The following is a 26,647-nucleotide window of genomic DNA, read 5'->3' as shown; positions in this document are numbered from 1 at the left end:
GCCGAGCTGGAACCCGCGGTTGGAGAACTCCTCAGTCAGCGACGCCGCCTCGCGGTCAGCGGAAGGTCTCGGCTGCCTGCTGGAGCTTGGCGTAGTACGCCGACCACCCCGCTTCGTCCAGTGCGCCGGCATCCTGACCGCCCTGGCCGTCGATCAGTTCGCGGACGATGTCGGCGTGGCCCGCGTGATGGGCGGTCTCGTCGACGACCCGGACGAGCAGTGCGCCGAACGTCGTGCTGCGGTGTTCCTCGGGCCAGTGCGGCACCTCGGCTGGAGTGTCCAGGTCGAGCGCGGCCAGTGACGCGTCGCTGTGCTCGCAGGCCTGGCGATACAAATCGGTGAGGTACTGACTCGATTCGGACGGCAGCGCCCACATGTCCGCGCCGTCCCAGACCGAACCGTCTTCCTCCCACGGCAGCCGGCGTTCCGGCGGGCGGCCGACGCTCGTGCCGAGGTAGACGTACTCGATGCCGATCAGGTGCTTGACCAGCCCGAGCAGGTTCGTCCCGGAGGGGACGAGCGGGCGGCGCATGTCGTACTCGCTGAGCCCTTCGAGCTTGGCGAGCATCAGCGCCCGGGTGTTTCGCAGGTACTCGTGCAGCACGGGCTTGAGGTCCATGCCCGGACGCTAACCCAAGCCGCCGACAGTTCAGGGTGCGCCAGGAGGAACGAACCGCACCCCGCTCGGAGCGCCCTTCTCGATCAGCATGAGCAGCGCCTCGGTGTCGAGGTGCTCGTCGATCGCGTCGGCCAGGCGGTCCAGCCGGTCCTCGCGCAGGCCGGCGAACGAGACCGTGCCGTCCGGCGCACGCTTGCCGGCCAGCGTGGCGATCTCGGCGAGGAACGCGTGACGTGCCGCGTCGTCGTCCAGCAGCCCGTGCCAGATCGTTCCCCAGACCACGCCGCTGCGACACCCGCCGGGGAACTCGTCGGCGTCGCCGGTCACCTCGACCACCCCGTGATGGATCTCGTACGCCGTAGGCGCCGGCCGCGCGAGCACCTTGGCCCGGGCGAACTCCGTGGCCACCGGCAACAACCCGAGCCCGGTGTGCGAGCCGCCGCCCTCCACGCCGTACGGGTCGTCGATCGCGCAGCCGAGCAACTGGTACCCGCCGCAGATGCCGAGCACCGGCCGACCGGCGGCGACCCGCGCCTGGACCGCGTCCGCGAGACCGTTCTCGCGGAGCCAGGCGAGGTCGGACGTCGTCGCGCGCGATCCGGGCAGCACGACGAGGTCGGCGTCGCGCACCTCGGCCGGGCTCGCGGTGAAGAACACGCTCGTCGTCGGCTCGACCGCGAGCGCGTCGAGATCAGTGAAGTTGCTGATCCGCGGGAAGCGCACGACCGCGATCGTCAGCACGTCGGGATCGTGGTCGGTCCGCCGCGCGGGGATGTCGAGCGCATCCTCGGAGTCGAGCCACAGCTCGGGCAGCCACGGCAGCACGCCGTACGTCGGACGGTCGGTGACGCTCGCGAGCATGTCGATGCCCGGCTGGAGCAGCGAGACGTCGCCGCGGAACTTGTTCACCACGAACCCGCTGACCAGCCGCTGGTCCTCGGCCGAGAGCAGCGCGACCGTACCGAACATCGCGGCGAACAGCCCGCCCCGATCGATGTCGCCGACCACGACGACCGGCGCCCGCGTGTGCTGCGCCAGACCCATGTTGACGTAGTCGGACTGCCGCAGGTTGATCTCGGTCGGGCTCCCGGCGCCCTCACTGATCACCACGTCGTACCGGCTCGCGAGATCGTCGTACGCCGCAAAGGCCGCTTTCGCGAGCTCAGCACGTTCCGTCAGGAAGCCGCGAGCGGTCAGCTCACCCCACGGTTCTCCCATCAGTACGACGTGACTGCGCCGATCGCTGCCCGGCTTGAGCAGCACCGGGTTCATCGCCGCCTCGGGCTCGGCGCCGGCGGCCACCGCCTGGATCCACTGGGCGCGGCCGATCTCCGCACCGTCGGCGCAGACCATCGAGTTGTTCGACATGTTCTGCGCCTTGTACGGCGCGACGCGCACGCCCCGGCGCGCCAACCACCGGCACAACCCCGTCACCACGGTCGTCTTGCCCGCGTCGGAGGTCGTACCGGCGATCAGCAGCGAGTTCACCCGGTCGATCCTAGGCTCAGATCTGGTTCGCCCCGCCGTCGACGTAGAGGTTCGCGCCGACGACGTAGCTGCTCTGCTCCGAGGCCAGGAAGGCCACGACCGCGGCGGCCTCCTCGGGCCGGCCCATCCGGCCCTTCGGCACGGTCGCGACGACGTTCTCCTTGACCGCCCGGGCGGTCTCCTCGTCGCCGAACGCGGCCGTGCCGCCAGGAGTCCCGATCCAGGCCGGTGAGACCACGTTGACCCGGATGCCCCGGTCCTTGAGCTCGGTGGACCAGGTCCGCGCGAAAGACCGGACGGCCGCCTTCGACGCGGCGTACGCGCCGAACGCGGCCACGCCACGATCGGCCGCCGTGGACCCGACCAGGATCACCGAAGCGCCGTCGTTGAGCAGCGGCAGCGCCTTCTGCACGGTGAACAGCGTGCCGCGGACGTTGACCCCGAACATCTGGTCGAAGTGCTGCTCGGTGGTTTCCTCGAGCGACACGAACGAACCGACCGCCGCGTTCGCCACGAGCACGTCGATCCCGTTGCCGCGCGCCCGGACCGCGTCGTAGAGCCGGTCCAGGTCGGCCGGTACGGCGATGTCGCCGGTCACCCCGGTCGCCCGGTCCGCTCCGATCGTCGTGACGGCGGTCTCCAGCTCGGCCTCGCGCCGTCCGGTGACGAACACGTACGCGCCCTCGTCCGCGAGCCGTACGGCGGTGGCCAGACCGATCCCGGTGCTGCCTCCGGTGACCACTGCGGTCCTGCCTTCCAGCTGTCCCATCTGAGTGTCTCCATCACTGTCTCGATGCTGATCTCTTCCGTCATCGATACTGCTGGAGCCACCCGGTACGATCCATGACGTACCGTCCGCAATTCTTTACACATCGTCCAGGAGGTGCTCGACGTGCTCGGCTTTCGGGATCCGGTGGCCGACGCGATCGGCCTGCTCAGGCCCCGCACGGTGATCGGGCCCAGCCTGCGGGCCGTGGGCACGTGGGCGTTGCGGTTCGACCCGTTCCTGCACGTGCGGATCGGCGGCCTCGTCCGCGGTACGTGCTGGCTGATCCTCGACGGGCACGAGCCGGTGCTCCTGCGGGAGGGCGACACGTTCATGCTGGGCAACCCGCCGCCGTATGTGCTGGCCAGTACGCCGGACGCGAGCCCACGCAGCGCAGGCCCGGTGCTGGCCGGCGCCCACGACGGGTTGGTGCGGATCGGCCCCGAGTCCGAGAACGACCTCTACCTCTGCGCCGGGCACATCGCGTTCGACGATCGGAACGCGGCCCTCCTGACCGATCTCCTGCCGCCGCTCGTGATCGTCCGCGCGGGCGATCCCCACGGCGGCCGGCTCGCGCAGTTGATCGACCACCTGGCCACCGAGGTCGGGACCGCCGCGGCCGGCGGCCCGCTGGTGCAGAACCACCTCGCGCAGATCCTGCTCGTGCACATGCTGCGCGCTCACGCCGGTCAGACCGACCGGCCCACCGGATGGCTGGGCGCCCTCAACGAGGACGGCATCGGTGCCGCGCTGCGGGCCGTGCACGCGGATGTCGCCTATCCGTGGAACCTCAACGAGCTCGCCGAGATCAGCCACATGTCGCGTTCCGCGTTCGCCCAGGCCTTCAAGAGCCACGTCGGGGTGCCTCCCCTGGAGTACCTGATCCAGTGGCGGATGAGCCTCGCCCGTGACGCCCTCACCCGCGACACGCTCTCGATCTCCGAGCTCGCACGGGCCACGGGCTACCGGTCCGAGAGCGCGTTCAGCACCGCGTTCCGGCGCGTCGTCGGCGCCTCGCCCCGGGCGTTCCGGGACGAGGCACGGGCGGCCTAGGTGTCCTTCGGCGGGTCCTCCTCGTCGCCGCCGTTCGGGACGATCGGGGTGATACCGCGGCCCTGGGCCTCCGTGCTCGGCAGGCGTGGGGTCGTGCCCTGGAAGCGGCTGGACGACGCGCGTTCGCGGGCCGACAGCGGCGTCGCCACGTTCTCCAGCGACTGCCCCTCGGCGTCGACGCCGAAGAACCACGCGATCAGACCACCGGCCAGCATCACGGCCGCGCCGATGATGTAGCCGACGGTCAGCGGGCCGCGGGCCGGGTTGTCGCCCTCGCCGATCAGCGAAGCGAACAGGAACGGCGCCACCACTCCACCGGTGAGCTGCGAGATCGCGAAGAAGAACGAGATCGCCTGGCCGCGCAGCTCGATCGGGAAGATCTCGCTGACCGTCAGGTACGCCGACGACGCGCCCGCCGAGGCGAAGAAGAACACCACGCACCACAGCGCGGTCAGCGACATCGCGTTCAGCGACCCGGCGTTGAACAGCAGCGCCGTGACGAACAGCACGACCGCCGAGATCGAGTACGTCGACAAGATCATCTTGCGCCGGCCGATCGTGTCGAACAGGTGCCCGAGCAGCAGCGGCCCGGCCAGGTTGCCGATCGCGAACGGGAAGAAGTACAGCGCGATGCTGGAGTCGTTCAGCCCGAAGTACGCCTTCAGCACCAGCGCGTAGGTGAAGAAGATCGCGTTGTAGAGAAAGGCCTGGGTGACCATCATCGAGAAGCCGAGGAACGACCTGCTCCGGTAGTCGCGCAGCATCACCCGCGCGATCTCGCGGTACGTCACCGGCGGGTAGTCGACGACGTTGATCGCCTCGTCGTCGCTCACCTCGCGCAGCTCGCCGCCCTGGCGCCGTACGGTCTCCTCGATCCCGTCGACGGTCCGCTCGGCCTCCTCGACCCGGCCGTGCGTCATCAGCCAGCGCGGGCTCTCCGGGATGTGCCGGCGCAGGTAGATGATCATCAGGCCCATCACCGGCCCGATCAGGAAGCACAGCCGCCAGCCCCACTCGATCGGCACGATGTCGTCGTTGAGGAAGACCAGGCCGACCGCCGAACCGATCAGCGCGCCACCCCAGTAGGTGCCGTTGACCCCGATGTCGACGCGGCCGCGGTACTTCGACGGGATCAGCTCGTCGATCGCGGAGTTGATCGCGGCGTACTCACCGCCGATGCCCATCCCGGCCACGAACCGGCACAGCGCGATCGACCAGAAGTCCCAGCTCAGGCCGGCTGCGCCGGAGGCGACCAGGTAGACCACGAGCGTGATGATGAACAGGTTCCGGCGGCCCCAGCGGTCGGTCAGCCGGCCGAAGAACAGGGCTCCGACGACCTCGCCGGCCAGGTAGATCGAGGCCAGCAGCCCGACCTCGGCGGTGGTGAGGCCGAGGGTCGCGCCTTCCTTCAGCACGTTGCCGACCAGGGAGACCAGCTGGATCTCGAGACCGTCGAGGATCCAGGAAACCCCGAGGCCGACGACGATCATCCAGTGGAAGCGGGTCCACGGCAACCGGTCCATCCGAGCGGGCACCAGGCTCGGTATCGCCTGACCTTCCTTTAACGCGTGTTCGCTCATGCCCCGCCTCTCCTCCCGGCCGGTGTGATTTTCTCCGTTGGAGCGGGTACCCACGCGTCGTTCTTTCATCCGTCACCGATGTTTCCGGCCTGCGGTCACCGCTCCCGCGCGGGTGGCCGGGCTGACTACAGTGGCGCCATGGACAACGACGACGTGACCGTCGCAGACGCCCCCGAGCACCAGCGGTACGAGGCGCGCGACGCCTCCGGCGCGCTGATGGGAATCGCCACCTACCGCCGGACCGCCGACCACATCACCTTCCTGCACACCGAGACGATGCCGGAGTTCCAGGGCCGCGGCGTGGCCGGCCGGGTCGCTCGCCAGTCGCTGGAGGACGCCCGGGCCGCGGGCCTCAAGGTGCGGCCGGCCTGCCCGTACTACATCCAGTACTTCGAGAAGCACCCCGAGTACGCCGACCTGCTGGAAGGGGTGGCGTCGTAGTGGCGGTCCCACAGCTCGGCAAGCTCGAGTGGCAGCCGGCGGCCGACGTACCGGAGCTGCTGGCCTCGCCGGTGCGGGCCGCGCTGGGTGATCTGCCGGCCTGGGCGGTCGCGATCGACCCTTCGCTCGCTGACACCGCCGCGTTCTGCGCCGAGTACGACGTACCGATGGCCGCGTCGGCCAACTGCGTGATCGTGCACGGCAAGCGCGCCGGCGAGTCGACGTACGCCGCGGTGATGGTCCTGGCGACCGACCGCGCCGACGTCAACGGCGTGATCCGCAAGCACCTCGGCGTCCGCAAGATCTCCTTCGCCGCCCAGGACGACGCGGTCAGCTCCACCGGCATGGAGTACGGCGGCATCACCCCCGTCGGCGTCCCCGCCGAGTGGCCGGTCCTGGTCGACGAGTCCGTCGCCCACGCCGGCCTGGTCGTCATCGGCAGCGGCCTCCGAGCCTCCAAACTCCTGGTCGACGGCGCTGACCTCGCCAAGCTCCCGGCCGCCACCGTCCTCACCCTGGCCGCACCCGCCGCCTGACCGAGAAGCTTTCCGGTCAACCGGCGGCTGACCGGAACGAGTCCGCGCCAGATCGGGCGATGAGCGATAGCATCGGGGTGCGTCTTGGGTGAGAGGCAGCTGCTGCCTGCCCGGGACAGGGGACTGCAGGGAGGCTGGGGAAGGCGTGATGAGGTCGTGACCGTGGCAGGCGGGGACGACGGCGGGCCGACCGCCCTGAGGATCATGCTGGGCGGGCACCTGCGGCGGATGCGGGAGTCGGCGGGGATCAGCCGGGCCGACGCGGGGTGGCAGATCCGCTCGTCGGAGTCCAAGGTGAGCCGGATGGAGCTCGGCCGGGTCGGGTTCAAGGAGCGCGACGTCGCCGACCTGCTCCGGCTGTACGGGCTGACCGACGAGGGCGAGCGGGACCGGCTGATGGAGCTGGCCCGGGCCGCGAACAACCCCGGCTGGTGGTCCCGGTACGGCGACGTGATGCCGGCCTGGTTCTCCAACTACGTCGGCCTCGAGGTCGCCGCGAAGCTGATCCGCACCTACGAGGTGCTGTTCGTCCCGGGCCTGCTGCAGACCGAGAACTACGCCCGCGCGGTGGTCCAGCTCGGCAACGCCTACCTGCCGCAGGAGGAGATCGACCAGCGGGTCGCGCTTCGTGTCACCCGCCAGCAGATCCTCACCCGGGCCAGCCCGGTGAAGCTCTGGGTGGTCATCGACGAGGCCGTCCTGCACCGCCCGGTCGGCGGCCGCGAGGCGATGTGCGAGCAGATCGAGCACCTGATCAAGATGACCAAGCTGCCGAACCTCACCCTCCAGGTGATGCCGTTCAGCAGCGTCGGCTACCCCAGTGCCGGTGGAGCGTTCAGTATTCTGCGCTTCCCCGAGGGCGACCTGCCCGACGTGGTGTACATCGAGCACGCGGCCAGCGCCCTGTACCTGGACAAGGTCGACGACCTCGACGAGTACGCCGCGATCATGGACGCGCTGAGCATCGCCGCGGCACCCGTCGGTGAGACGTCGCGGCTGCTGCTCGAGGCGCTCGAACGCATGCAGTGATCAGAAAAGCCTCCGGACGATCAGAATCCTGATCGTCCGGAGGCTGTTCCGAAGGGCTCAGGCGACCTTGAGGTCGACCTTGATGTTGCCGCGGGTCGCGTTCGAGTACGGGCAAACCTCGTGCGCCTTGGCGACCAGGTCCTCGGCGACCGAGCGCTCGATCCCGGGCAGGCTGACGACCAGCGCGACCTCGAGGCCGTAGCCGGCACCACCGTTGATCGGACCGATGCCGACCTCGGCGGCGACGGTCGAGCCTTCGCTGTCCAGCCGGGCCTTGCGGACGACGAGCTTCAGCGCGCTGTGGAAGCAGGAGGCGAAGCCGGCCGCGAACAGCTGCTCGGGGTTGGTGCCCTCGCCGTTGCCGCCCATCTCCTTCGGCGGCGCGACGGTGACGTCCAGCTTGCCGTCGTCGGACGCGGTGTGCCCGTCACGGCCGCCCTGAGCGGTGGCGCGGGCGGTGTACAGAACCTTCTCGACTGCGATGGTCATGCTTCTCCTTGGTGGGACAACGGTTCAGCGGGTGGGGTCGAGCAGCAGCTTTCCGACGGTACGACGGGCGCGCATGTCCTCGTGCGCCTGGGCGACCTCGGACAGCCCGTACTCCCCGCCGACGATCGGGCGGAGCTTGCCGGCGGTGACCAGTGCGAACAGGTCCTGCAGCGAGTCGGCGAGCATGCCGGGCCGCCGGAAGCAGTCGACCAGCCAGAAGCCGGCCACGGTCCGGGAGCCCTTCATCAGCCGTCCGGGAGCGAGCGCCTTCGCGGCCTCGCCCGACGCCGCGCCGAAGGTCACCAGGCGGCCGAACGGCGCCAGCGCCTCGAACGACTCGTCGAAGGTCTGACCGCCGACCATCTCCAGGACGACGTCGACGGGCTTGCCGCCGTTCGCCTCGAGGATGCGGTCCTTCAGGCCCTCGGGGGTCCCGTCGATGGCGGCGTCCGCGCCGAGCTCGAGGGTCTGCTTGCGCTTGTCGTCCGAGGACGCGGTCGCGATCGCGCGGCCGGCACCCCAGAGCTTGGCGAGCTGGATCGCGAGCGACCCCACTCCCCCGGCGCCGGCGTGGACGAGCACGGACTCACCCGGCTGCAGGTTCGTCGAGGTCTTCAGCAGGTGCCACGCACTGGTGCCCTGGACGACGAGCGCGAGCGCGTCACCGTCGCTCACACCGTCCGGTACGTCGAACACGGACTGGCTCGACGCGACCGCCTGCTCGGCGTACCCGCCGGTGCCGACCAGTGCGACCACGCGACGGCCGTCCGTCGTCCGGCCGACGACCTCGCCGCCGGGAACCAGCGGGAGCTTGGCCTTGGTGAGGTAGCTGTTCTCGACCTGGTGGGTGTCGGCGTAGTTGATGCCGGCCCGGTCGACGGTGATCAGCACCTGGGTCTCGCCGGCCTCCGGCGGATCGACCTCGGCGACCTTCAGGACCTCAGGACCGCCGAACTCGGTGATCTGCACTGCACGCACGCCTGGCACTTCCTTTCGAGTTGGTCTCCTTACACTGTACAGTACAGCGTATGCCAACCCGGACGCCCCGCAATACGCTCAACTCCGAGCTGATCATCACCAAGGCCCTGGAACTGATGGAAGGCCGCGGCCTCGACAGCTTCAGCCTGCGCGCCCTGGCCGGTGAGCTGGGTGTCGGCCCGATGGCGATCTACACCTACTTCCGTAACAAGGACGACCTGTACGACGCCGTCCGCGACCACCTGATGGGCCTGCTGCCCGCCGTACCGGCCGGCGCCGACTGGCCGGACCAGGTCCGCGCCGTCTGCCGCGGGCTGCGGCGCCTGATGCTCCAACATCCTTGCCTTGCGCAACTACTCGCGAGCCGGCCGCTGAGCGGGCACGAGACGGCGCGGGTCGCGGAAGGGCTGCTCGGCGTTCTGCACTCGTCCGGCTTCGGCCGGGAGATCGCCGCGCGGACGCACACGACGCTGTTCACCTACGTGCTCGGCGCGACCTCGTGGGAGATCCAGATGGCGACCGAGCAGCGGGACCCGGAGGGCTTGCGGCGGCTGCGCACGACGATGGAGTCGCTGTCGGCGACCGAGTTCCCGACCGTGGTCGACCTCGCGCCGGAGCTGGCCCGGACGACCAGTGGCGACGAGCAGTTCGACTACGGGCTCGACCTGCTGATCAGCGGGCTCAGAACAACATTGTGACGATCGCGACGACGCCGATCAGCACGATCAGGACGCGCAGCGCGATCGGTGGGAGCTTACGGCCGTAGCGGGCACCGACGAATCCGCCGATCGTCGAGCCGACGGCGATCAGCCCCGCGGCCAGCCAGTCGACGTCCGCGACGATCACGAACAGGATCGCCGCGACGGTGTTGACGACCGTGGCCAGGACGTTCTTCAGGCCGTTCATCCGTTGCAGGTTCGCGTCCAGGCCGAGGCCGAGGATCGCCATCAGCAGCACACCCTGGGCGGCGCCGAAGTAGCCGCCGTACACGCCGGTGAGGAAGACGGCCGGGATCACCCACCACGCGCCGCGATGGGTGTGGGTCGGCACGCTGATCCACTTCGACAGCCACGGCTGGAACGCGACCAGCACGCAGCCGAGCAGGATCAGCACCGGGACCACTGCGTGGAACGCGGAGTCCGGCAACGTCAGCAGGAGCACGGCTCCGACCACCCCGCCGACCAGCGAGGCCGGGACCAGCCGGATCATCCGGCCGCGCTGCCCCTCCAACTCGCGCCGGTAGCCGATCGCGCCGGCCGCCGTACCGGGTGAGAGGCCGACGCTGTTGCTCACGTTAGCCAGCACCGGCGGGAGCCCGACAGCCAGCAGCGCGGGGAAGGTCAGCAACGTGCCCGAGCCCACCACCGCGTTGATCGTGCCCGCGCCCACACCCGCCACCAGGACGAACAGCGCCTCGAACCATGTCATCGTTGGAAAACTGTACGCACCTGACCTGGCAACTTGTTCAGGCGTCCGGTGGTTGAGCCTTCAGACGGCACCGGCCCGGCCGTCACCGTGAGGTGAGGACCGGGCCGGAAAGCGTTGCCTGGAAGGAGAAACCTCTACTGCGTCGCCGGCGGCGGCGTGGTCGGCGGTACGACGTCCTGCGTCGGCGAGGTCGACGGAGCCGGCGCCGCCTGCGTCGAGCGCGAGCTCACCGCGGCCTTCTGCGCGGCCTCGATCGCCTCCTGCACCGCGTTGTCGGCCTCGGCGACCGCGGCGTCCGGCGTACTGGTCAGTTCCTGGGCCGGTGCGGCCTGCTCGACCTCGTGCGGCTCCGGGAACGGGCCTTCCGCCTTCTGCGGGATACCGGCGATCTGGCCGACGGCGCTGCCGAGACCCTCCATCGCCTTGCCGATCTCGCTGGGGATGATCCACAGCTTGTTCGAGTCGCCCTGGGCGATCGACGGCAGCATCTGCAGGTACTGGTAGGCGAGCAGACCCTGGTCGGGCTTGCCGGCGTGGATCGCGTTGAAGACCGTGGTGATGGCCTGCGCCTCACCCTGCGCCTTCAGGATCCGCGCCTCCCGCTCGGCCTGCGCCCGCAGGATCCGGGACTCCCGGTCACCCTGCGCGGTGAGGATCGCGGACTGCTTCTGGCCTTCGGCCGACAGCACGGCCGACTGCCGCATACCTTCGGCGGTCAGGATCGCGGCGCGCTTGTCGCGGTCCGCGCGCATCTGCTTCTCCATCGAGTCCTGGATCGACGGCGGCGGGTCGATCGAGCGGAGCTCGACCCGGTTCACCCGGATGCCCCACTTGCCGGTCGCCTCGTCCAGCACGTACCGGAGCTTCTCGTTGATCTCCTCGCGGCTGGTCAGCGTCTGCTCCAGGTCCATGCCACCGATGATGTTGCGCAGCGTGGTCATGGTCAGCTGCTCGATCGCCTGGATGTAGTTGGAGATCTCGTACGTCGCCCGCACCGGGTCGTTGACCTGGAAGTAGATGACGGAGTCGATCGACACCATCAGGTTGTCCTCGGTGATGACACCCTGCGGCGGGAACGCGACGACCTGCTCACGCATGTCGATCGTGTACCGCACCTTGTCGACGAACGGGGTCAGCAGGTTCAGGCCGGGCTGCAGACCCACCTTGAACTTCCCGAACCGTTCCACGATGCCCACGGTCTGCTGCTGCACGACCCGGACGGACTTGACCAGCGTGACGACCACCAGTAGTGCAACCAGTGCCAGCACGATGAGGAACGCTTCCACGTGACCCTCCACTCGAACGAAACAGGATCGACAGTCTTTCCTACTGACGGGCCACTGCCCAGCCCGGTTCCCTCACGATCCGGAGTCGTTCGGACGAACTCCGGTACGGCGTTCAGCGCGGCGGGTCGGAGTCCGGCTTGCCGTCGGTCGCCTGGGCGTCAGGCTGAGTGCGCTCGTGCTGAGCGGGCTCAGGCTGGGTGGCTTCGTGCTGGATGGCTTCGTGCTCGTGGTGCCCCAGCGGCAGGCCGACCGGGTAGACGACCGCGGTCGCGCCGTCGACCTGCATCACCTCGACCCGCGTTCCCGGGGGGATCGCGGTCAGGTCGTCGAACGGGCGCGCGGTCCACAGCTCGCCGCCGAGCTTGATCGAGCCGACGCTGTCGGGGTGGATCTCCTTGACCACCACGCCGGTCCGGCCGATCACGTGCTGGGAGCCGGTCTTCATCTCCACGCCGTGGTGGATCTTGCGGACCAGCAGCGGGCGGATCGCGCCGAGCATCGCGGCCGCGGTCAGCAGGCCGACGACGATCTGCAACCAGAGCAGACCGGGGAACAGTGCGGCGGCACCGGTCGCGGCGAGCGCGCCCGCGGCCAGCATCAACAGGGTGAAGTCGAGCGTGGCCAGCTCCGCCAGGCCGAGCACGACGGCGATTCCGAGCCAGGCGGCCCAGACGTTTTCGCGCAGCCAATCCATCATCTGCCAACCCTATCCGCGATCGGGACCTCTGGCAGGTCCACCACCCGTCGGACGCAGCCCGAACCTTTCCGGATTCCCCAGCCGTGACTGAGATGCTCTGTCTTCGACAGTACTCCGGAGGGTGGAAGAAACCCCGGGCTAGAAGGCGCGGGCGGTGTAGCGGCCGTCGAAGTGCTGGAGGGTGAGCGCCAGGTCGAAGGTCTCGCTCAGGGTTTCTGAGGTGAGGGCCTGCTCGATCGGGCCGGCGGCGACGACGCGGCCCTGCTTGAGCAGCAGGGCGTGCGTGAAGCCCGGCGGGATCTCCTCGACGTGATGGGTGACCAGCACCATCGCGGGCGCGCCTTCGGCGGTCGCGATCGAGCTGAGCGAGCGGACCAGCTGCTCGCGCCCGGTCAGGTCGAGACCGGCGGCCGGCTCGTCGAGCAGCATCAGCTCGGGATCCGTCATCAGCGCGCGGGCGATCTGTACCCGCTTGCGCTCACCTTCGGACAGCGTGCCGAAGGTGCGGTCGGCGAGGTGGTCGATGCCGAGTTCGGTCAGCAGTTCCTTCGCGCGCTGGTGGTCGAGCTCGTCGTACTCCTCGTTCCACCGGCCCATCACCGCGTACGACGCCGAGACGACGACGTCGGAGACCCGCTCGGCCCTCGGCAACTTGTCGGCCAGCGCCGCGCTGGTCAGACCGATCCGCGGACGCAGCTCGAACACGTCGACCGCGCCGAGCACCTCGCCGAGCAGCCCGACCACACCGGCCGTCGGGTGCATCTGGGCCGCGAGCACCTGCAGCATGGTCGTCTTGCCGGCGCCGTTCGGGCCGATCACCACCCACCGGTCGGTCTCGTCGACGGTCCAGTCGATGCCGTCCAGCAGACTCGTCCCACCCCGGACGACCGTGATCCCGGCCAGCTCCACCACAGCAGTCATGGGACAAAACCTACGGGGTGGCCGAAGAGTTTCGGCGAGGACCCTGCTGGTGTCGGCCCCCCTTCGGCGTGGTGGGAGACTTGCCGGTGTGCTGACCACTGCCGCCTCGGTGCGTTTCACCGTGTGGACGAACGCGATGCTTGCCGGGACGTGCGATCCCGACACCGCCGCCCACCGGATCCTCGGCCCTGACGTCGGGCACCACGTCGCCGGGCTCGCAGCGCATCCGGAGCCCGCGACGTTGCCGGTGGCGCTCAATCTGCTGCGCGCCGCCGGAGCACGTGAGGCCTACCTCGCCCTGCCCGTGCCGGGCGATCCGATCGGGCTGGCCGGTCCCCCGGCGTTCAACGAGTCCGCGCTCGAAGCGGGCGAGGCCGTCGTACTGTCCGGTGCTGGGATCGGACTGGTTCCGGCGTACGTCGGACCGGCGGTGCAGTGGTCGGTGCTCATGGCACAGAGCCCGCCGCCGGCGGATCTCGGCGAGGCCGATCGTGGACTGCGGGCTGCGTTGATCGAGGCGGCGGAGTCGCTGGCCGCGTTGGACGTCGCGCGCTGGAAGCCGGAGATCGCCGACGCACTGATCGACATCCGCAAGATCGGCCAGAGCAAGGGCGACGACCTCGCTCCCGGGTACGACGCCCGCGCGGTCAAGGCCGCCGCGACCGCCCGCCGCTGTCTGGCCATCGCCGACGCGGCGCTCGAGGACGACGGCGCCGCGGTCACCGGAGCCGAGGCCGACGCCCGCCGTCGGGCCCTCACGGAACTCGCCGCCTCAGCCCGCCGAGCCCTGGTCGCCGCCTGCGGCCCCTTCACCCCGCAGTAACCCCCATCTCCACCTCCACAACCCCTTCCCCACCTCCTATCCCTCCCCCTGAAGCGCACTTTGTGCACCCACCAGCCACCACGAGGCCGGAAATGTGGCTGAGCCGTGCTCAAAGTCGGAATGGGGTGGGGTGGGCGGCGGATCTGGACCGGGCGTCCACGGACTGGGCTGGCTCGGATAGATTTCCGTCCTGCGATGACTGGACAGCCTGAGCACGAGACGCCGCCGTTGGATCGCCCGACCCTGCTGGTCACGTTGACCGGTACGGACCGACCGGGTTTGACGTCGGCGGTGCTGTCGACGATCGCGAGTCGTGGGCTCGAGGTGATCGACGCCGAGCAGGTCGTGCTGCGCGGGCGGCTCGTGCTCGGCGTCCTGCTGTCGGCACCGCGTGACCACAAGCAGCTCAAGAAGGAGCTGAAGGAGCTCGCCGAGCTGCTCGACGTCGACATCGACGTCAAGAAAGGTGTCGGCGACAACGAACCGCGCCGCAAGGGCCGCACCCAGGTCACCGTGATCGGCTCGCCGCTGACCGCCGAGGGGTTCGCCGCGATCGCCGGGCGGATCGCCGACACCGGCGCGAACATCGACCGGATCAGCCGGATGGCGCGCTACCCGGTGACCGCCGTCGAGATCGCGGTCTCCGGTGCCGACACCGACGCACTGCGCACGATCCTCGCGCTGGAGGGTGTGCAGCAGGGTCTCGACGTCGCCGTACAGGCTGGTGGATTGTACCGGCGCGCCAAGCGGCTGATCGTGATGGACGTCGACTCGACCCTGATCCAGGGCGAGGTGATCGAGATGCTCGCCGCCCACGCCGGCCGGGAGGCGGAGGTCGCGGCGGTCACCGAGCAGGCGATGCGTGGTGAGCTCGAGTTCGCCGAGTCGCTGCACCACCGGGTCGCGACGCTGGAGGGTTTGCCGGCCGGCGCACTCGACGAGGTGTACGCCGCGATCCAGCTCGCGCCGGGCGCGCGGACCCTGGTCCGGACGCTGAAGCGGCTCGGGTACCAGTTCGCGATCGTCAGCGGCGGCTTCAGCCAGATCACCGACAAGATCGCCGCCGACCTCGGCATCGACTACTCCGCGGCCAACCAGCTCGAGATCGTCGACGGCAAGCTCACCGGCAAGGTGGTCGGCGAGATCGTCGACCGGCCCGGCAAGGCGGTCGCGCTGCGCCGGTTCGCCGAGCTGTCCCGTACGCCGTTGTCGCAGACCGTCGCGATCGGCGACGGCGCCAACGACCTGGACATGCTGGCCGCGGCCGGGCTCGGGGTCGCGTTCAACGCCAAGCCGGTCGTCCGCGCCGCGGCCGACACCCACCTGAGCGTGCCGTACCTGGACACGATCCTGTACCTGCTGGGCATCTCCCGCGAAGAAGTCGAGGCGGCCGACGGCCTCGGCTGAGGCTCATTCCGGCGCGTGGCCCAGCAGCTCCAGGAAGGCTGTGGCCGCTGGGCTGCGCGGACCGCGGCCCCAGATCAGGTACTCGGCGCGTTCCGGTGCGTCGACGACCTCGATCGCGACCAGCCCGGCCATCGTCGCGACGTACGACGGTGGAAGCATCGCCACGCCCAGTCCGGCGGCGACCAGACGCGTGAGGTAGTCCGCGTTGGTCACCTCGAAGGCGACCTGGCGGGTGAGGCCCGCGGCGGTGAAGGCCAGGTCGGACTGGGCGCGGCCGGCGGTCTTCGCGGGCAGGTCCACGAAGATCTCCTCGGACAGGCTCCGCAGGTCGATCGAGGTCTCGCCGGCCAGGTGGTGGTCCGGGGAGACCACGGCGACCAGCCGCTCGGTGGCCAGCTCGCGAGCCACCACGCCTTGGGGGCGGGCCGCGACCGGGATGCCCAGGAAGGCGACCTCCAGCTCACCCTGGCGGACCTGCTCGGTGAGCTCGTTGCTCGCGCCCACCGCGAAGCTGACCCGCACCTTCGGGTGCCGCTGGTGGAACTCCCTGACGACGGCGGGAACGTCCACGGCCGCGACCGAGGGGATCGTCCCGAGCGCGAGGTGGCCGCGCACCTCGCCGATCGTCGCCGCGACCTCGGCGGCGGCGCGTTCCGCCGCGTCCAGGCACTGCCGGGCGACGGGCAGGAAAGCCGCGCCGGCCGCGGTCAGCCGGACCCGGCGGCTGGTGCGTTCGAACAGCCGCGCGCCCAGTTCGTGCTCCAGCCGTGCGATCTGGTGGCTGAGCGCCGACTGGACCACGAGGCAGCGCTGGGCGGCCCGGGTGAAGTTGTTCGTCTCGGCGACGGCGACGACGTACCGCATCTGCTGGAGCTCCACGGGATCAATCATGATCCGAGATCAATCGAGTGACAAGCATGTGTTGGACCCATCGATGGTTCCCGGCCAAGACTTGGGACCATGACCACTCGTGAAGACACGACAGCCACGTCGTCCCAGCAGGTGTCCCCGGTCCGGGGATGGCTGGGCGTGGCTGCCATCACCGCCAGCCTGTTCGTCTTCCTGACCACCGAGCTGATGCCGATCGGCCTGCTCACCCCGCTCAGCGAGAGCCTCGACGTCTCCGTCGGCGCCGCCGGCCTGATGGTGACGGCGCAGGGGGTCGCGGCCGGGCTCGGCGTACCGTTCATCGTCGCGTGGAGCCGGCGCGTCAACCGGCGCAAGCTGCTGGCCACGCTGCTGGCCGTGCTGGCGGCCGGCAACCTGATCACCTCGATCGCCCCGAGCTACCCGCTGATCCTCGGCACCCGGATGCTGATGGGCTTCGCCAGCGGCGTCTTCTGGGCGATCGGCGTCAGCATGGCGATGCGCATCGTCGCGCCGAAGCACGCCGGCCGGGCCGCGGCCGTCGTGATGTCCGGCATCTCGATCGCCACCGTCGTCGGCATCCCGCTCGGCACCCTGCTGGAGAGCGCGACCAGCTGGCGCACCACCTTCGCGATCTGGGCGGCGCTCAGTGCGGTGATCATGCTCGCGGTCGCCGTCACGGTCCCGTCGCTGCCCTCGGCCAACGCGGTCTCGGTCCGGGAGGTGTTCAGCCTGCCGGTCAAGAACGTGCCGCTGCGCGTGGTGCTGATCATGGTCGTACTCTTCGTGCTCGGCCACTTCGGCGCGTACACCTTCGTCCGGCCCTACCTCGAGCAGGACGCGTCGGCCGGCGTCGGCTTCGTCACCGTCGTCCTGATCGTGTTCGGGATCGGCGGCGCGATCGGCAACTTCGTCGGCGGCCACACCGTCACCCGCAGCCTGCGCGGCAGCTTCGTCGTCGGTGGGCTCGCCATGGTCACCGCGCTCGTCCTGCTGCTGGTCGCCGGGAAGAACGACGCCGGGGTGATCGTCGCGATGACCTTGTGGGGGCTGGCTTTCGGCGTCGTACAGCTGAGTCAGATCACCATGACGCTGTCGGCCGCGCCCCAGGAGTTCGAGGCCGCGATGTCGCTCAACACGATGGCGTACAACACCTGCATCGCACTCGGCGCGCTGATCGGCGGCCTGTTCGCCGACCACGCCGGCGTGACGAGCGTGGTGTGGTTCGGCATCGCCCTGGTCACGCTCGCCGTCCTGCTCCGCGGTCTGACCGGGTCACCCCGCAGCGTCAGCTGAGGTCGAGCTTGCCGGTCTTCGCGGCAGGTGGCGCGACGACCGGCAGCTTGGCACCGAAGTGGCCGAACCGCGCCTCGACGGCGACATCTCCCCCCTTCATGTCGTTCAGGTGGAAGTTGACCCGCCGCGGCCGGTTTTGCGCATCGACCTCCACGGACATGCTGAACTGGGGCAGCAGTGTCTTCGCGTCGGTCTCGTCGAGGTACACCCCGAAGACCCGCGCCGCAGTGGCCTTCTTGAGATCGAAACTCATCGAGTACTGGCGCACCTGCACACCTAGTCTCACGTCGACGCCCCTGTCCTGGAACTTCGTCGCGTGGGCCGCTCCCCCGATCAACTGGTGGATCATCGCTCGATTCAGATCCTGGACCACCACCAGCGCCGCCGCGAGCACGTTGGGATCCTTGCCGGCCAGATCGAGCTTCACCCACGGCCTCTTCGGGTCACCGGTCAGCTCGTCGTTCTCCATGTAGAGCACCTTGCCGATCCGTCTGACCGGCAAGCCCTCGTCACTCGTGACCACCGCGTCGGTCACCGATCCCTTGAGCCGGATGTCCGCGGTGAGCGTCGGGTCCAAGCCAGGCGAGCCGTCGGCAAATTGTGCGGTCGTCCGGAACGTCCCGGCCGCGCGCAGGGCGCCGAGCACCTTCGGCGCGAAGGTCGCCTTGGTCAGCTCGACGGGCTCCGGTGGCCCGGTCGGCGTCGGCGTACTGGCCGCGAGCGTCGGCGTGGTCGCCGGAGCGGCAACCGGAGCGGGGTCGTCGGTGCCGCAGGCGGCGGTGAGCAGCAGAACGGCGGTGCCCGCGATCAGGGCAGGCAGGGTCGAACGCACAGCAAGGACTCCTCGTGAGAAGGGATGAGGGTCTTGCTGCTCCCGATCAGGTCGACCCGACTCGGGTCAGATGGTGACACAGCGGCAACTCGTGGGCCTAACCGACGGCGTTGCAACAAGTTGCAGGGGCTAGGTGGTTGCGGGGGTGCCGATCTTGCGGGCGGGCGGTGGGGTGATGGTGAGCTTCTGGCCGAAGCGGCTGAAGGTGGCGACCACGTCGGCGCGGCCGGTGGTGCGGTCGTCGAGGGTGAAGCGGAGCTGCAGCGGCAGGCAGCGCGCGTCGACGGCGATCCGCAGAGTAAGGGCCTCAGGCAACGATTCCGTGGCGGCCGTGGTCAGGTAGCCGTCCATCGCGCCGGCCGCGGCGGCCCGCGGCAGGTCGACGTCGACGACGTACTCCTGAGCCGGTACGCCGTTGACGGTGATCCGGTCACCGCGCTGGAAGGTCCTCGCGTGCGCCGCGCCACCGATCAGCGCGTGTACCTGGGCCGCGCGCAGCAGCTGCCTGCCGGAACGGCTCGACTGACCGCCGGCGGCGAGCTCGGACCACGGTCGCGCCTTGTCCCCGGTGAGCGCCGCGTCCTTGAGGTACACCGCGCTGTCGGACTTGATCACCTTCCGCCCGCCACCGGTCGCGATCAGGCCGGCGTGGTCGCCGGCGATCCGCAGGTCGGCCGTGACGACGGCGACGTCGCCCGCGGCGGTCGTCGTCCGGGAGACGACGCGGAACGTGCCCTTCGCGGCCAGCCGGCCGAGCAGCTCCGACGCGAGGTTCGTGGGCGACAGCCCGTCGTCGCTCGGCATCGTCGCCGACTGCCGCGGCGGCGCGGACGGCGTACCGGCGGTCGTCGTGGTCGAAGCGGTGGAGGTCGGTCCGGCGGCCGTGGTCGTCCCACAGGCGGCCAGACCCAGCACGGCGATGACGGCGCCGGCCTTCGCGATACGCACAGCCATACTCCTCGAGGCGGGGATCGCGAACAGGCCGACCCGGTTTCGCTCACATGGTGACAGATCCCGCGGTCCCCGCAAACACTGTGTGACCTACCAGGACGAAACGCGTTTGCGGCCGCCGTACGACGGAAGGCAGGATCGCGCGCATGCCCTCACCCGTGGACCTGCCGGAGACCTTCACCGCCCGCCCCGCGACCACCGCCGACGTACCGGCGGTGCACGACCTGGTGAGCGCGGTCGAGCGCGAGACCATCGGCGTGGTCGAGACCGGCGCCGACGGGATCGAGGCCGCGTTGACCCGGCCGGGGCTCGACGCGACCGTCGACAGCCTGCTCGTGCACGCCGCCGACGGCGAGCTCGCGGGCTGGGCCTGGATCAACCGCGGCCGGCGCGCGCAGGTCGACGTGGCTCCGGCCTTCCACGGTCGTGGGATCGGCAGCGCGCTGCTCGGCTGGGTGGAGGCCCGCGCCGCCGAGGTCGGGGTCGAGTGGGTCTCCCAGACCGTCGAGGACCTGGACCAGGCCGGCGCGGAACTGTTGCGCTCGCGCGGGTACGAGGTGCTGGCGACGAACTGGCAGCTGGAGATGCCGGCCACGGATCTGAAGGTCGAGCTCCCCGACGGCGTGACGACCCGGACGTTCCGGCCTGGTGACGCGCGGGCGGCGTACCAGGTGATCGAGGACGCGTTCGACGACTGGCAGCCGCGACGCAAGGAGTACGACGAGTGGGCGCGGATGAGCATCGAGCGTTCGAGCTTCGCGCCCGGGAAGTCGCCGGTCGCCTTCGTCGGTGACGAGCTGATCGGCGCCGTGCTCAGTCTCGACCTGCCCGATTCCGACGACGGGTACGTCGAGCAGGTCGCCGTACGGAAGGACCAGCGTGGTCGTGGCGTCGCGAAGGCTCTGCTCGCGGTCGCGGCGCGGGCGATGCACGCCGAGGGCCGGACGACGCTGACGCTGTGGACGCACTCCGGGACGGGCGCGCTGGCGATGTACGAGCGGCTCGGGATGACCGTGCGCCGCAGCTCGACGGTGCTGCGCGGGAGGGTCTGAGTCGCACCGGATCGTGACGAGCTGTTGACTCTCGGCGATGAGAGCGCTCCCATAGGCGTAATCCATCCAGGGAGGTCATGATGCGTCCCCGCCCGAACACACCGACCAGGACCAGGGTCGAGCTGCCAGTCGGCCTTCCACACCTACCGGTTCGAGTGGGACACCAGTACGACGCCGAACGCGTTCCGCTGGTACGTCGACGGGCAGCAGTTCCACTCCGTCACGCAGGCGCAGCTGCCGGCCGACACCTGGGCGAGCATGACCTCGCACGCGGGCTACTTCATCCTGCTGAACGTCGCGATGGGCGGCGCGTTCCCCGACGCGCTCAACGGTCCGACGCCGCGCGCCGAGACCGTGCCCGGCCACCCGATGGTCGTCGACTACGTGGCCGTTTCCACGAAGGGCGGCGGCACGACTCCGGCGGCGGCCAGAACCTGAGCCAGCTCGGCAACGTCAACTGGTTCGCCTTCGGCCGCTAGGTCGCAGCGAAGCCGCGGCCAGGATCCTGGCCGCGGCTTCCGTCGTACAGGAATCAGGCGATCTCGGTGGCCGCCGGAGCCGTGATCGTGACCGGCTCGCCGAACTTGCCGAACGTGCCGCTGACCTTCGCGCCGTCGGCCTCGTAGGCGAACGTCCGCGGCAGCGAGTCGGCATCCACGGTGACCTCCACCGGCAACTCGGACAGCCCGGACCGAGCCGCCGTCTCCGACGTCAGGTACTGCCCGAACGCCTTCGCCTGGGTCGCCTTCAGCACGTTCACCGTCATCGTGTACTTCGTCGTCGCCACGCCGTCGACCGGCTCACCGGCCACGCTCTTGAAGTCCGTCGCGTACGGCGCGGTCGACACCGCCACCCGGTACTGGTCCAGCTGAGCGCCGAGCAGTTGAAGCATCGCCCCGGCCATGAGCGCCGACGCGTCCTTCCCCGCGGCGTTCTTCGCCGCCGGGTCGTACTTCACCCACGGCTTCTTCGGATCGCTGGACAGCTGGCCACCCTTGCCGTACAGCGTGCCGCCAACCCGCACCAGCGTGCTCTCCAACGCACTCCCCTGCACGTCCGCCGCCGCGCCATCCAGCCGAACGTCCGTGGTGAACGTAGCCGGCCCGTCTTCGTCCGTCGTCGTAGTCACAACCTGAAACGTCTTCTTACCCGCCAGCGCCGCCTGAACCTTCACCGAAAAGTCCCCCTGCGACAGCGCAGTCACCTTGCTGTCCGCCACCACGGGCGCACCAGCGGAGTCGTCGGAGCCCCCACACCCCGCCGCCAGAACCAGCACCCCAGCCACAACCACCGATGTCATCATCTTCTTCACCCGCGGAGGATCCCACAGCCCCGTCGTCCAGCCGCACGCCGCACGCCGCGACCCGTTCATCGGCACTGTCTCAACATCGAGGATGATCTGACCCATGGGATGGGAAGCGCTCGAGCAGTGGGGTAACGACGTCGCTCGGAGAGAACCGCTCAGTGGCGGGGTCGTCAACGAGGTGTGGAGCGTGCGTGTCAACGGCCAGTACGCGGTTGCCCGTCTCGGCGCCCGCAGTGATGCCGATCTTGCCTGGGAGACCGACCTGCTGCGGCGTCTTGACCGCCAAGGGCTGACGGTGCCGGTGCCGGTCGCCACGACGGACGGCCGGCTGTTCGCTGAGGGTCTGGTGGTGATGTCCTACGTGGAGGGCGAACCGCCCGAGACAGCGGCCGACTGGCGCCGTGTGGCCGACACGCTGCGCCGGCTGCACCGGTTGACGCAAGGCTGGCCGCAACGCCCGGGCTGGCGTTCGTCGACCGATCTCCTGCACGCGGAGACCGGGACGAAGATCGACCTCGGAGCGATGCCGCCGGAGGGCGTCGCCCGATGCCGAGCGGCCTGGGCTCGGCTCACCGGGCATCAGACCTGTGTCGTTCACAGCGACCCGACGCCGGGCAACATCCGCATGACCGCCGATCGGGTCGGGATCATCGACTGGGACGAGGCGCACGTCGATGCCGCGGACTTCGACCTGTTGCTGCCCCACAACGCGGCCGATCTCAGCGACGCTGCACACGACATCGCCGCGCAAGCGTTCGCCGCGTGGGACGCCGCCCGTTGCTGGGGCCACGAGTTCGCCATCGAACAGCTCGCCGAAGTCAGAGCGGTCTGATTGCCGCTCACCGCCGAGGCTCGCGCGTGCGGCTCCTCCGGAGGGCGTGACCTATTCTTCGGCTATGTCTGAACAGGTGGTGAGCAGCGGGCCGGGTGCTCTCTTCGCGATCGGTGGGGCCGAGGACAAGCTGAAGAAGCGGATGGTGCTGCAGGAGTTCGTCGAGGCGGCCGGTGGGTCGAAGGCGCGGATCGTGGTGGTGCCCACGGCCTCCGCCCTGGGGCCGGACGTGACGGACGTGTACTCCGCGCTGTTCGCCGCGCTCGGTGCGGCCAGTGTGGTCGGGGTGCGCCCGGAGAACCGGGAGGACGCCGACGACCCCGCGTTCATCGAGCCGCTGGACAACGCCACCGGCATCTTCATGACCGGCGGCAACCAGCTCAAGCTGAGCGGCGTGGTCACCGGTACGGCGTTCGGCCGGGCCGTCACCGCCGCCCACCGCCGTGGTGCCGCAGTCGGCGGTACGTCGGCCGGCGCCAGCATTCTCGCCGAGCACATGATCGCCTTCGGCCGCTCCGGCGCCACCCCTCGTCAGCGGATGAGCCAGCTCGCCGGTGGTCTCGGTCTGGTCCAGGGCGCGATCGTCGACCAGCACTTCGCCCAGCGGAACCGGTACGGCCGGCTCCTCTCGCTGGTCGCCCAGTCCCCCGGGCTGCTCGGCATCGGCGTCGACGAGGACACCGCGGCCGTCGTCCGGGGGTCTCATCTGGAGGTTGTCGGGCGGGGTGCCGTGACGATCTTCGACGGCAGCCGGATCACCTCCAACGCCCACTACGCGAAGCGTTCCGAGGCGATCCTCGCCTCGGGTGTCGTCCTGCACGTCCTCCCGGCCACCGCGACCTTCGACCTGCGCGCCCGCGCCCTGCTGTCGTACGGGCCGCAGCCCCCGGCCGAGGAGCTGGCCGAGATCGAGCAGGCCGAGGCGGACCTGCGCAAGCTGGCCCGCGACATCGCGGCCGATGGTGTCTCCCCGCGGCACTACGCCGAGCACAAGCGGCGCGCCGGCAAGCGCGTCGCCCGGCGGGTGTCGCCGGCGACGGAGTCCAGACCGGAGGCGACCGAGCCTTTGAGCGCGGGCGCCGAACTCAGCCGACCAGACACCGAGCCGGCTCCCGAGCCGCAACCAGACAATAGGACGACGCAATGACCGAGACCGCCCCCCAGCGCCGTAAGTCCGCCGATCCGCAGGGTTCGCCGAGCCCCGACCTGAAGATCATCGAGACCTGGGTCTTCCGCGGCCCGAACATCTGGAGCTACGAGCCGGCCATCCACCTGGTGGTCGACCTGGGATCGCTGGAGGAATGGCCGTCGGACACGATCGACGGTTTCACCGAGGCGCTGCTCGCCGACCTGCCCCGGCTCGACCAGCACCACTGCTCGCGCGGCCGCCGCGGCGGCTTCATCGAGCGGCTGCAGGAGGGCACCTGGCTCGGCCACATCGCCGAGCACGTCGCCCTGCAGCTGCAGCAGGAGGCCGGCCACGACCTGCGGCGTGGCAAGACCCGCCAGGTCAAGGGCATCCCCGGCCGCTACAACATCATCTACGCGTACGCCGACGAGGCGGTCGGCCTGGCCGCCGGCGAGCTGGCCGTCCGGTTCGTCAACCACCTGGTCCAGGCGGACCCGGACTTCGACTTCACCACCGAGCTCGAGCGGTTCATCAAGCAGGCCGAGCGCACGGCGTTCGGTCCGTCGACGCAGGCGATCGTGGACGAGGCGACCTCCCGCGACATCCCGTGGATCCGGCTGAACAAGGCCAGCCTGGTCCAGCTCGGCCAGGGCGTGCACGCGAAGCGCATCCGCGCCACGATGACGTCCGAGACCGGTTCGATCGCGGTCGACGTGGCCGGTGACAAGGACCTGACCACCCGCCTGCTCGCCTCGGCCGGCCTGCCGGTCCCCCGCTCGGACTCGGTCCGTACGGTCGAGGACGCGGTCACCGTCGCGAACAAGATCGGCTACCCGGTCGTCTGCAAGCCGCTCGACGGCAACCACGGCCGCGGTGTCTGCCTGAACCTTGCCGACGCGGACGCGGTCCGCGAGGCGTTCCCGATCGCGCAGGACCAGTCCCGGCGCGGTTCGGTGATCGTGGAGAACTTCGTCACCGGCCGCGACTACCGCTGCCTGATCATCAACGGCCGGATGGAGGCGATCGCCGAGCGCGTCCCGGCCCACGTGGTCGGCGACGGCATGCACACGGTCGCCGAGCTGGTCGAGATCACCAACGCCGACCCGCGCCGCGGCGTCGGGCACGAGAAGATCCTGACCCGGATCACCGTCAACGCCGCCGCCCGTGAGCTGGTCCGCAGCCAGGGCTTCGCGCTGGACGACGTACCGCCGGAGGACGTGACGGTGAAGCTCACGCTGACCGGCAACATGTCCACCGGTGGGATCTCGATCGACCGCACCTACGAGGCGCACCCGGAGAACGTCGAGATCGCCGAGGAGGCCGCCCGGATGATCGGGCTGGACATCGCCGGGATCGACTTCATCTGCCCCGACATCACCCAGCCGGTGCGCGAGACCGGTGGCGCGATCTGCGAGGTGAACGCGGCGCCGGGCTTCCGGATGCACACCAACCCGACGATCGGCGAACCGCAGTACATCGCCAAGCCGGTCGTCGACATGCTGTTCCCACCCGGTGCGACCAGCCGGATCCCGATCATCGCGGTGACCGGGACCAATGGCAAGACCACCACGTCGCGGATGATCAGCCACGTCTTCAAGGGCATGGGCCGCAAGGTCGGCATGACGTCGACCGACGGGATCGTGATCGACGAGCGGCTGGTGATCCGGTCCGACGCGTCCGGACCGAAGTCGGCCCGGATGGTGCTGCAGAACCCGCGCGTCGACTTCGCGGTCTTCGAGGTCGCCCGCGGCGGCATCCTGCGCGAGGGCCTCGGTTACGAGCGCAACGACGTGGCCGTCGTACTCAACATCCAGCCCGACCACCTCGGGCTGCGGGGCATCGACACGCTCGAGCAGCTGGCCGACGTGAAGGCCGTACTGGTCGAGGCGGTGCCGCGGACGGGCTTCGCCGTACTGAACGCCGACGACCCGCTGGTGCGGAAGATGCGCCGCAAGTGCTCCGGGCAGGTGGTCTGGTTCAGCATGGCCGAGGCCGGCAGCGAGGTGCGCGAGTACATCGAGGGGCACTGCCGCCGCGGTGGCCGCGCGGTCGTGCTGGAGCGGTCCGAGCTGGGCGACATGATCATCATGAAGCACGGCCGCCGCTCGATGCAGCTGGCCTGGACCCACTTGCTGCCGGCAACGTTCGGCGGCCGGGCGATGATGAACGTGCAGAACGTGATGGCGGCGGCCGCCGCGGCGTTCGCGGCCGGTGCGCCGCTGCACGACATCCGCCAGGGCCTGCGCACGTTCAGTACGTCGTACTACCTGTCGCCGGGCCGGCTGAACGAGATCGAGGTCGACGGCCGGCACGTGATCGTCGACTACTGCCACAACGCGCCGGCGATGCGGATGCTCGGCGACTTCGTGGACCGGATCGGTGAGAGCCTCGGTGCGTCGTCCGACCTCGGGCGGCCGTCCCGGATCGGCGTGATCGCGACCGCGGGCGACCGGCGCGACGACGACATGCGCGAGCTGGGCGAGGTCGCGGCCCAGCACTTCGACGTACTGATCGTGCGGGAGGACACCCGGCTGCGGGGCCGCAAGCGCGGCGAGTCGGCGGAGCTGATCATCGAGGGCGTGAAGTCCGCGATCGCCGCCGGTGCGCGGTGCCGGTCGGTCGACCTGGTGCTCGAGGAGCTCGACGCGGTCCGGTACGCGCTCGGCCGGTCCAACCGGGGCGACCTGGTCGTGCTGTGCGTCGACCAGCACCAGTCGGTGCTGGCCGAGCTCGAGTCGGTGTCCCACCTCGCGCAGGCCGGCGCGCGCTCCGGCGACGAGGGTGGCGACCCCGACTTCGTCCGGCCGGAGGACGAGCCGACCGACGACCCCGCCTGACCTC

27 protein-coding genes are annotated in these 26,647 nt (G+C 70.0%); 13 read left to right on the top strand and 14 right to left on the bottom strand.

The features are described 5' to 3' along the window. Nucleotides 1-55: 55 nt before the first annotated feature. The 3 genes from ACLQ2O_RS25090 to ACLQ2O_RS25080 are packed head-to-tail and all read right to left on the bottom strand — an operon-like array spanning nt 56 to nt 2,876. Entirely contained in the window at nt 56-619 is a 564-nt protein-coding gene (locus ACLQ2O_RS25090; RefSeq protein ID WP_425835484.1) for a DinB family protein, read from the bottom strand. Between the two features lie 30 nt (nt 620-649). Beyond that, a complete protein-coding gene (locus ACLQ2O_RS25085) occupies nt 650-2,107 on the bottom strand; it encodes a cobyric acid synthase (protein WP_425835482.1) in 1,458 nt (485 codons plus the stop codon). 16 nt (nt 2,108-2,123) lie between these two features. Continuing rightward, complete coding sequence (locus ACLQ2O_RS25080; RefSeq protein WP_425835480.1) at nt 2,124-2,876, bottom strand: SDR family NAD(P)-dependent oxidoreductase; 753 nt, start codon at nt 2,874-2,876, stop codon at nt 2,124-2,126. A 114-nt stretch (nt 2,877-2,990) separates the two neighbouring features. On the opposite strand from ACLQ2O_RS25080, the gene ACLQ2O_RS25075 reads away from it, so the two are divergent. Next, nucleotides 2,991-3,926, top strand: coding sequence for an AraC family transcriptional regulator (locus ACLQ2O_RS25075; RefSeq protein WP_425835478.1), 936 nt, complete (start codon nt 2,991-2,993; stop codon nt 3,924-3,926). Here ACLQ2O_RS25075 and ACLQ2O_RS25070 read toward each other — a convergent pair. Next, nucleotides 3,923-5,506, bottom strand: coding sequence for an MFS transporter (locus ACLQ2O_RS25070; RefSeq protein WP_425835476.1), 1,584 nt, complete (start codon nt 5,504-5,506; stop codon nt 3,923-3,925). The two genes, ACLQ2O_RS25075 and ACLQ2O_RS25070, sit on opposite strands and share 4 nt — an antisense overlap. Before the next feature lie 138 nt (nt 5,507-5,644). On the opposite strand from ACLQ2O_RS25070, the gene ACLQ2O_RS25065 reads away from it, so the two are divergent. The 3 genes from ACLQ2O_RS25065 to ACLQ2O_RS25055 all read left to right on the top strand — a co-directional run bounded on the left by ACLQ2O_RS25065 (nt 5,645) and on the right by ACLQ2O_RS25055 (nt 7,512). Continuing rightward, complete coding sequence (locus tag ACLQ2O_RS25065) at nt 5,645-5,947, top strand: GNAT family N-acetyltransferase (RefSeq protein ID WP_425835474.1); 303 nt, start codon at nt 5,645-5,647, stop codon at nt 5,945-5,947. Next, nucleotides 5,947-6,483 carry a YbaK/EbsC family protein gene (locus tag ACLQ2O_RS25060; protein WP_425835472.1) on the top strand — a complete coding sequence of 179 codons (537 nt, stop codon included), beginning with the start codon at nt 5,947-5,949 and terminating at the stop codon, nt 6,481-6,483. Before ACLQ2O_RS25065 ends, ACLQ2O_RS25060 begins: the two co-directional genes overlap by 1 nt. A gap of 204 nt (nt 6,484-6,687) precedes the next feature. Next, complete coding sequence (locus ACLQ2O_RS25055) at nt 6,688-7,512, top strand: helix-turn-helix domain-containing protein (RefSeq protein ID WP_425836495.1); 825 nt, start codon at nt 6,688-6,690, stop codon at nt 7,510-7,512. 57 nt (nt 7,513-7,569) lie between these two features. On the opposite strand, the gene ACLQ2O_RS25050 is transcribed toward ACLQ2O_RS25055, so the two are convergent. After that, entirely contained in the window at nt 7,570-8,001 is a 432-nt protein-coding gene (locus ACLQ2O_RS25050) for an organic hydroperoxide resistance protein (RefSeq protein WP_425835470.1), read from the bottom strand. A gap of 24 nt (nt 8,002-8,025) precedes the next feature. Then, the gene (locus ACLQ2O_RS25045) at nt 8,026-8,979 is read right to left on the bottom strand and encodes a quinone oxidoreductase family protein (RefSeq protein ID WP_425835468.1); all 954 of its coding nucleotides are present in this window, start codon (nt 8,977-8,979) and stop codon (nt 8,026-8,028) included. Nucleotides 8,980-9,029: 50 nt separating this feature from the next. Here ACLQ2O_RS25045 and ACLQ2O_RS25040 point away from each other — a divergent pair, with 50 nt between their 5' ends. Continuing rightward, nucleotides 9,030-9,677 (top strand): TetR/AcrR family transcriptional regulator, encoded by a 648-nt coding sequence (locus ACLQ2O_RS25040; RefSeq protein WP_425835466.1) that lies wholly within the window; start codon nt 9,030-9,032, stop codon nt 9,675-9,677. Here the strand turns inward: ACLQ2O_RS25040 and ACLQ2O_RS25035 are convergent. From ACLQ2O_RS25035 to ACLQ2O_RS25020, 4 genes are all read right to left on the bottom strand, one after another. Next, entirely contained in the window at nt 9,661-10,407 is a 747-nt protein-coding gene (locus ACLQ2O_RS25035; RefSeq protein ID WP_425835464.1) for a sulfite exporter TauE/SafE family protein, read from the bottom strand. The genes ACLQ2O_RS25040 and ACLQ2O_RS25035 overlap by 17 nt on opposite strands. 134 nt (nt 10,408-10,541) lie before the next feature. Then, a complete protein-coding gene (locus ACLQ2O_RS25030) occupies nt 10,542-11,693 on the bottom strand; it encodes an SPFH domain-containing protein (RefSeq protein ID WP_425835462.1) in 1,152 nt (383 codons plus the stop codon). Between the two features lie 112 nt (nt 11,694-11,805). Next, nucleotides 11,806-12,390, bottom strand: coding sequence for an NfeD family protein (locus tag ACLQ2O_RS25025; protein ID WP_425835460.1), 585 nt, complete (start codon nt 12,388-12,390; stop codon nt 11,806-11,808). A gap of 138 nt (nt 12,391-12,528) precedes the next feature. Beyond that, a complete protein-coding gene (locus ACLQ2O_RS25020) occupies nt 12,529-13,311 on the bottom strand; it encodes an ABC transporter ATP-binding protein (protein WP_425835458.1) in 783 nt (260 codons plus the stop codon). An 88-nt stretch (nt 13,312-13,399) separates the two neighbouring features. On the opposite strand from ACLQ2O_RS25020, the gene ACLQ2O_RS25015 reads away from it, so the two are divergent. Next, nucleotides 13,400-14,134, top strand: coding sequence for a hypothetical protein (locus tag ACLQ2O_RS25015; protein ID WP_425835456.1), 735 nt, complete (start codon nt 13,400-13,402; stop codon nt 14,132-14,134). A 195-nt stretch (nt 14,135-14,329) separates the two neighbouring features. Beyond that, nucleotides 14,330-15,541: a phosphoserine phosphatase SerB gene (gene serB / locus ACLQ2O_RS25010; protein WP_425835454.1), complete on the top strand. Its 1,212-nt coding sequence runs from the start codon at nt 14,330-14,332 to the stop codon at nt 15,539-15,541. A gap of 3 nt (nt 15,542-15,544) precedes the next feature. On the opposite strand, the gene ACLQ2O_RS25005 is transcribed toward serB, so the two are convergent. Continuing rightward, nucleotides 15,545-16,432 (bottom strand): LysR family transcriptional regulator, encoded by an 888-nt coding sequence (locus tag ACLQ2O_RS25005; RefSeq protein ID WP_425835452.1) that lies wholly within the window; start codon nt 16,430-16,432, stop codon nt 15,545-15,547. Nucleotides 16,433-16,501: 69 nt separating this feature from the next. Between ACLQ2O_RS25005 and ACLQ2O_RS25000 the strand changes: the two genes are divergently transcribed. Continuing rightward, nucleotides 16,502-17,704 (top strand): MFS transporter, encoded by a 1,203-nt coding sequence (locus tag ACLQ2O_RS25000; RefSeq protein ID WP_425835450.1) that lies wholly within the window; start codon nt 16,502-16,504, stop codon nt 17,702-17,704. On the opposite strand, the gene ACLQ2O_RS24995 is transcribed toward ACLQ2O_RS25000, so the two are convergent. Both ACLQ2O_RS24995 and ACLQ2O_RS24990 read right to left on the bottom strand, forming a co-directional pair. Beyond that, nucleotides 17,697-18,536, bottom strand: a complete 840-nt coding sequence (locus tag ACLQ2O_RS24995) for a hypothetical protein (RefSeq protein ID WP_425835448.1) — start codon at nt 18,534-18,536, stop codon at nt 17,697-17,699. The genes ACLQ2O_RS25000 and ACLQ2O_RS24995 overlap by 8 nt on opposite strands. 129 nt (nt 18,537-18,665) lie before the next feature. After that, nucleotides 18,666-19,484 (bottom strand): hypothetical protein, encoded by an 819-nt coding sequence (locus ACLQ2O_RS24990; RefSeq protein WP_425835446.1) that lies wholly within the window; start codon nt 19,482-19,484, stop codon nt 18,666-18,668. Between the two features lie 149 nt (nt 19,485-19,633). On the opposite strand from ACLQ2O_RS24990, the gene ACLQ2O_RS24985 reads away from it, so the two are divergent. Further along, nucleotides 19,634-20,539, top strand: a complete 906-nt coding sequence (locus tag ACLQ2O_RS24985; protein WP_425835444.1) for a GNAT family N-acetyltransferase — start codon at nt 19,634-19,636, stop codon at nt 20,537-20,539. 258 nt (nt 20,540-20,797) lie between these two features. Further along, nucleotides 20,798-20,977, top strand: a complete 180-nt coding sequence (locus ACLQ2O_RS24980; protein ID WP_425835443.1) for a hypothetical protein — start codon at nt 20,798-20,800, stop codon at nt 20,975-20,977. 94 nt (nt 20,978-21,071) lie between these two features. Here the strand turns inward: ACLQ2O_RS24980 and ACLQ2O_RS24975 are convergent, their stop codons facing one another. After that, complete coding sequence (locus tag ACLQ2O_RS24975) at nt 21,072-21,668, bottom strand: hypothetical protein (RefSeq protein WP_425835441.1); 597 nt, start codon at nt 21,666-21,668, stop codon at nt 21,072-21,074. A gap of 277 nt (nt 21,669-21,945) precedes the next feature. On the opposite strand from ACLQ2O_RS24975, the gene ACLQ2O_RS24970 reads away from it, so the two are divergent. From ACLQ2O_RS24970 to cphA, 3 genes are all read left to right on the top strand, one after another. Continuing rightward, on the top strand, nt 21,946-22,677 hold the full coding sequence (locus tag ACLQ2O_RS24970) for a phosphotransferase enzyme family protein (protein WP_425835439.1): 732 nt from the start codon (nt 21,946-21,948) through the stop codon (nt 22,675-22,677). Between the two features lie 64 nt (nt 22,678-22,741). Then, complete coding sequence (locus ACLQ2O_RS24965) at nt 22,742-23,824, top strand: cyanophycinase (RefSeq protein WP_425835437.1); 1,083 nt, start codon at nt 22,742-22,744, stop codon at nt 23,822-23,824. Next, the gene (gene cphA / locus ACLQ2O_RS24960; RefSeq protein WP_425835436.1) at nt 23,821-26,643 is read left to right on the top strand and encodes a cyanophycin synthetase; all 2,823 of its coding nucleotides are present in this window, start codon (nt 23,821-23,823) and stop codon (nt 26,641-26,643) included. The genes ACLQ2O_RS24965 and cphA overlap by 4 nt, the downstream gene beginning before the upstream one ends. Nucleotides 26,644-26,647: the final 4 nt, after the last annotated feature.

Source organism: Kribbella sp. DT2 (genome assembly GCF_049844575.1).
Classification (GTDB): domain Bacteria; phylum Actinomycetota; class Actinomycetes; order Propionibacteriales; family Kribbellaceae; genus Kribbella.
This window is presented reverse-complemented; position numbering and strand designations above follow the sequence as displayed.

Coding starts and splice junctions, on each gene's coding strand:
- serB (WP_425835454.1), top strand. CDS start 14,330: ATGACTGGACAGCCTGAGCACGAGACGCCGCCGTTGGATCGCCCGACC.
- ACLQ2O_RS25090 (WP_425835484.1), bottom strand. CDS start 619: ATGGACCTCAAGCCCGTGCTGCACGAGTACCTGCGAAACACCCGGGCG.
- ACLQ2O_RS24980 (WP_425835443.1), top strand. CDS start 20,798: ATGACCTCGCACGCGGGCTACTTCATCCTGCTGAACGTCGCGATGGGC.
- ACLQ2O_RS25025 (WP_425835460.1), bottom strand. CDS start 12,390: ATGATGGATTGGCTGCGCGAAAACGTCTGGGCCGCCTGGCTCGGAATC.
- ACLQ2O_RS24970 (WP_425835439.1), top strand. CDS start 21,946: ATGGGATGGGAAGCGCTCGAGCAGTGGGGTAACGACGTCGCTCGGAGA.
- ACLQ2O_RS25000 (WP_425835450.1), top strand. CDS start 16,502: ATGACCACTCGTGAAGACACGACAGCCACGTCGTCCCAGCAGGTGTCC.
- ACLQ2O_RS25070 (WP_425835476.1), bottom strand. CDS start 5,506: ATGAGCGAACACGCGTTAAAGGAAGGTCAGGCGATACCGAGCCTGGTG.
- ACLQ2O_RS25020 (WP_425835458.1), bottom strand. CDS start 13,311: ATGACTGCTGTGGTGGAGCTGGCCGGGATCACGGTCGTCCGGGGTGGG.
- cphA (WP_425835436.1), top strand. CDS start 23,821: ATGACCGAGACCGCCCCCCAGCGCCGTAAGTCCGCCGATCCGCAGGGT.
- ACLQ2O_RS25065 (WP_425835474.1), top strand. CDS start 5,645: ATGGACAACGACGACGTGACCGTCGCAGACGCCCCCGAGCACCAGCGG.
- ACLQ2O_RS25055 (WP_425836495.1), top strand. CDS start 6,688: ATGCTGGGCGGGCACCTGCGGCGGATGCGGGAGTCGGCGGGGATCAGC.
- ACLQ2O_RS24985 (WP_425835444.1), top strand. CDS start 19,634: ATGCCCTCACCCGTGGACCTGCCGGAGACCTTCACCGCCCGCCCCGCG.
- ACLQ2O_RS25050 (WP_425835470.1), bottom strand. CDS start 8,001: ATGACCATCGCAGTCGAGAAGGTTCTGTACACCGCCCGCGCCACCGCT.
- ACLQ2O_RS24965 (WP_425835437.1), top strand. CDS start 22,742: ATGTCTGAACAGGTGGTGAGCAGCGGGCCGGGTGCTCTCTTCGCGATC.
- ACLQ2O_RS25040 (WP_425835466.1), top strand. CDS start 9,030: ATGCCAACCCGGACGCCCCGCAATACGCTCAACTCCGAGCTGATCATC.
- ACLQ2O_RS25035 (WP_425835464.1), bottom strand. CDS start 10,407: ATGACATGGTTCGAGGCGCTGTTCGTCCTGGTGGCGGGTGTGGGCGCG.
- ACLQ2O_RS25005 (WP_425835452.1), bottom strand. CDS start 16,432: ATGATTGATCCCGTGGAGCTCCAGCAGATGCGGTACGTCGTCGCCGTC.
- ACLQ2O_RS25080 (WP_425835480.1), bottom strand. CDS start 2,876: ATGGGACAGCTGGAAGGCAGGACCGCAGTGGTCACCGGAGGCAGCACC.